This window comes from Bacillus sp. LR_5 (genome assembly GCF_042709275.1).
Genome location: NZ_JAVAXX010000467.1, coordinates 1 through 3,219 on the forward strand (window position 1 = coordinate 1; position 3,219 = coordinate 3,219).

The 3,219-nt window shown below is 35.5% G+C and carries 4 protein-coding genes and 1 pseudogene; all 5 read left to right on the forward strand.

The genetic code is table 11. From position 1 onward, the window contains the following. Positions 1–3: 3 nt before the first annotated feature. Positions 4–174 (forward strand): annotated as a pseudogene (locus RAC86_RS37135) (YolD-like family protein); the annotation flags it as partial. Positions 175–726: 552 nt separating this feature from the next. Then, positions 727–1,263, forward strand: a complete 537-nt coding sequence (locus RAC86_RS37140) for a GNAT family N-acetyltransferase (protein ID WP_077671700.1) — start codon at positions 727–729, stop codon at positions 1,261–1,263. Between the two features lie 78 nt (positions 1,264–1,341). After that, positions 1,342–2,244: a CPBP family intramembrane glutamic endopeptidase gene (locus tag RAC86_RS37145; protein WP_046663171.1), complete on the forward strand. Its 903-nt coding sequence runs from the start codon at positions 1,342–1,344 to the stop codon at positions 2,242–2,244. Positions 2,245–2,321: 77 nt separating this feature from the next. Further along, entirely contained in the window at positions 2,322–2,702 is a 381-nt protein-coding gene (locus RAC86_RS37150; protein ID WP_377886808.1) for a UPF0715 family protein, read from the forward strand. Between the two features lie 338 nt (positions 2,703–3,040). After that, entirely contained in the window at positions 3,041–3,205 is a 165-nt protein-coding gene (locus RAC86_RS37155; RefSeq protein ID WP_017697686.1) for a hypothetical protein, read from the forward strand. The last annotated feature ends 14 nt before the right edge of the window (positions 3,206–3,219 follow it).

Below are 3,219 nucleotides of genomic sequence, written 5' to 3' on the forward strand. Positions count from 1 at the left end.
TTAATGAAATGGACATCAATGATGTTTCCAGAACATTTAACGTAGTTTAAATAAGATTTGATTGACGTATCAGAAATTGAAAAACCGTCCTTAGATGAGCAACATATTGAAGAGATGGATCTTCTAGTCTATGAGGCACTTGAATTTAACAAAGAATTGCTATCGAGACTATTTGAGATGCGTCGTAAATCCACAAATAAAATCTGTTTTTGAGAAATGTTTAATTCTTAAAATGGTTAATCAATTTAAGTGATTCATTTAAGTCTCTTATAAGCCGGTAAAGCTTACTGGAGGACACAAATCATAAAAATAATCCCCTCAAAATTTTTGAGGGGGAATAATACATATTTAAGAAGTGTGACCTCTACTTTCAACTTCAAATGAGCCTTTCTCAATAAAATATCCAATATTTTTACTCTGACTTTAGAAGAAGAGATCATTTGCTCCAACACAAGCCCTCCTATATTAAATATGTAATATTTTATCATATTTAAATGAATAAGGAAGTTTAATGTTATCTTAAAAAACAAAAAAGCCTCCTGTTAAAATTAAGAGAAGGATAAGGGAATTATTTTTGAGAATCATATTCCATTGCTTGTTCACAGTCAGTAATCCTTGAGTTGTTCTAGTAAGAGGCAATATTGTTGAATAAGGATAGTTTTAAAGAGGTTATTGTTGTCTTCATATTGAAATAAAGATTAAGTATATTAGAGGGGAGTTGCTTTAATGCATATCACAACAAAAAGGTTATTGATACGTGAATTTGAATTCAAAGATTGGCAAGCTGTATATGAGTATACATCTGATAGTAATGTAATGAAGTATATACCTGAAGGGGTTTTTACTGAAGAAGATGCAAAGGCATTTGTAAATAAAAACAAAGGTGATAACGCTGAAAAATTCCCTGTCATACTAAGAGATGAAGACTGTCTTATAGGCCATATTGTTTTTTATAAGTATTTTGGTGAACATACATATGAAATTGGGTGGGTGTTTAATCCCAATTATCAAAATAAAGGGTATGCTTCTGAGGCAGCCCAAGCTATCTTGGAATATGGATTTAAAGAAATGAACTTACATAGGATTATAGCTACGTGTCAACCTGAGAATATTCCTTCATACCGAGTTATGGAGAAGATCGGAATGAGAAGAGAAGGATTTTTTAAAAAATGTATTCCGAAAGGCAATGAATGGTGGGATGAATATTATTACGCTATTTTAGAGGAAGAGTGGAATTGTAAGAGGGGTAATGCAGGAATTTGAAACCATAACAGCTATAGAACGTATAGTGATAGTAGGGCTTATAGTGCTTAATATGAATGATGTGAGAGTGGTATCCAAATGCAAATTCATCTCACCAAAAGCGGAAAACAAGACAATCATCATAAATGGTTAGGAACTGTCTTGCTCAGTTGGGGAACATTCGTATTTGCTTTGTTTTTTGCTACTTTAGTCGGTTCAATGGCTAGCCAAGCAGGAGCTTCCAAGCTTTTGAAGCAAGGCATCCAAGCAGGTTTAGTCACATTAATAACTGTCCCGTTGCTCTACATTCTTCTTAAACGGATGTCTAGTAGACCCTTTTATTCTATAGGGCTGTCTGGGTGGCGGCAAGCCATTCCGAAAGCCATAATAGGAGCAATATATGTGATTGTACTATCCGGGTCTGGTTTCGCTATCGCCCATTTATTAGGCTGGATCAAAGTTACACAATTTCACTTCTCTGTCCATTTAGTGACAGCATTGCTCTTAAATATGATTATCGCTTTCTTTTATGAAGCTTTTCCAGAGGAATTAACTTTTCGGGGGACGGTGTACTATGCTCTAAATAAGCGTTGGAACTGTTTTATGGCCTTACTCCTACAGCCGATCCTGTTTGTGCTTGCACCAATAACTGTAAGTGGCTTGCAATATATAGTTGGAATTGAATCATCTGCTATCACATTAGATTACATTGTTTTATTGTTGGGTTTTGGATTCATCCTTCAACTCCTGCGTATTGTAACAGGAAGCTTATGGACGTCTATCGCTTTTCATCTATCCTTTCTTGAAAATTCTCGGTTCTTCGTCCTGCAGGGGAAGGAGCGCTTTATTACCTATGAAGAAATTGTTCCGGGAACAGGTTCGCTGTTTGTGATCTTTTTTATGTTGCTTATTGTCGGTACTCTACTATTAATATCTGTTGCAATAACTCGCCGAAATACTATTCAATGGCGGAAGAATGAGAAATGCGACCAAGATGTTTAATTTCTAAGTAGAACAGTAGTTTTAAGGAGGATCTAGACAATGTTGAAGAAGCATTCATTAAGAAAGAGGTTATAAACATGCAAGTTTTAAGGATCATATTTGTTCATGTCTTGTCCGCGTTATCAGCTGCTGTTGTTTATGTTTTTGGCATTGGTTATGACGGCTACATACCATACTTCCTAATAAGTGTTCTTCTCTTTATCTTTTATTTAATCTTTGCTGCACCTGTTCAATATTTCTTAAATCGCAATCCAAAAAGGTTTAACGCGAAATATTTACTCATACACATATTCTTTTCCTTCTTAGTATGGTTATTCTTCGCTTTCATTACTGATCCAAAAAACACCTTAAACTTTCTGATGGGATATGAAATTTACTTGTTTAGCGTCTCATTTGCCGTAATATTTTGGATCTGGGACTCGGTTTTTCTGCAAAACATTGGGAGGGTAGCAGCGTAGCTTAAATCATCACAATCCTTTTCCTTATGCACGGTCAAAAAGCCCCTTTTATTTACCGAATTATGCCATAAATGGGTAAGGGAGAGAGGGATGAAAAGGGTTAATCGTTTAACTTTGGCTTGCTTAGGCTTAGTCTCAAGTTTTACTCTTCCGAATGCTGAAGCAAAGCTAACGGTGGATTAAACAAATGTAGACTTTGTTTTGAGCGAGGAATCAACAATTGTCTTCATGGCAGATAATTTCGACCGGAATTTTGACCGCACTTGGTTATAAATTCACAATACACAATAATAAAGACTGTACTCTAAATATGAAACTTAGCAGAATAGCTCTAACTGATGGATATTTTCAAGGAGCGAGAAAGAATTCCAGGAAGTTATTTGGACTACAGTGCAGCAGATCGAGTAGAAGGTGATCAGTTGGAAATAACAAAAAGTTCAGGCTGCGGCGATGTGTGGATAAAAGGTATTTATGGATTTGAACATGAAGAGCGGGATTATTAAATTCAGCGAGGTCA

Coding starts and splice junctions, on each gene's coding strand:
- RAC86_RS37140 (WP_077671700.1), top strand. CDS start 727: ATGCATATCACAACAAAAAGGTTATTGATACGTGAATTTGAATTCAAA.
- RAC86_RS37145 (WP_046663171.1), top strand. CDS start 1,342: ATGCAAATTCATCTCACCAAAAGCGGAAAACAAGACAATCATCATAAA.
- RAC86_RS37150 (WP_377886808.1), top strand. CDS start 2,322: ATGCAAGTTTTAAGGATCATATTTGTTCATGTCTTGTCCGCGTTATCA.
- RAC86_RS37155 (WP_017697686.1), top strand. CDS start 3,041: ATGGATATTTTCAAGGAGCGAGAAAGAATTCCAGGAAGTTATTTGGAC.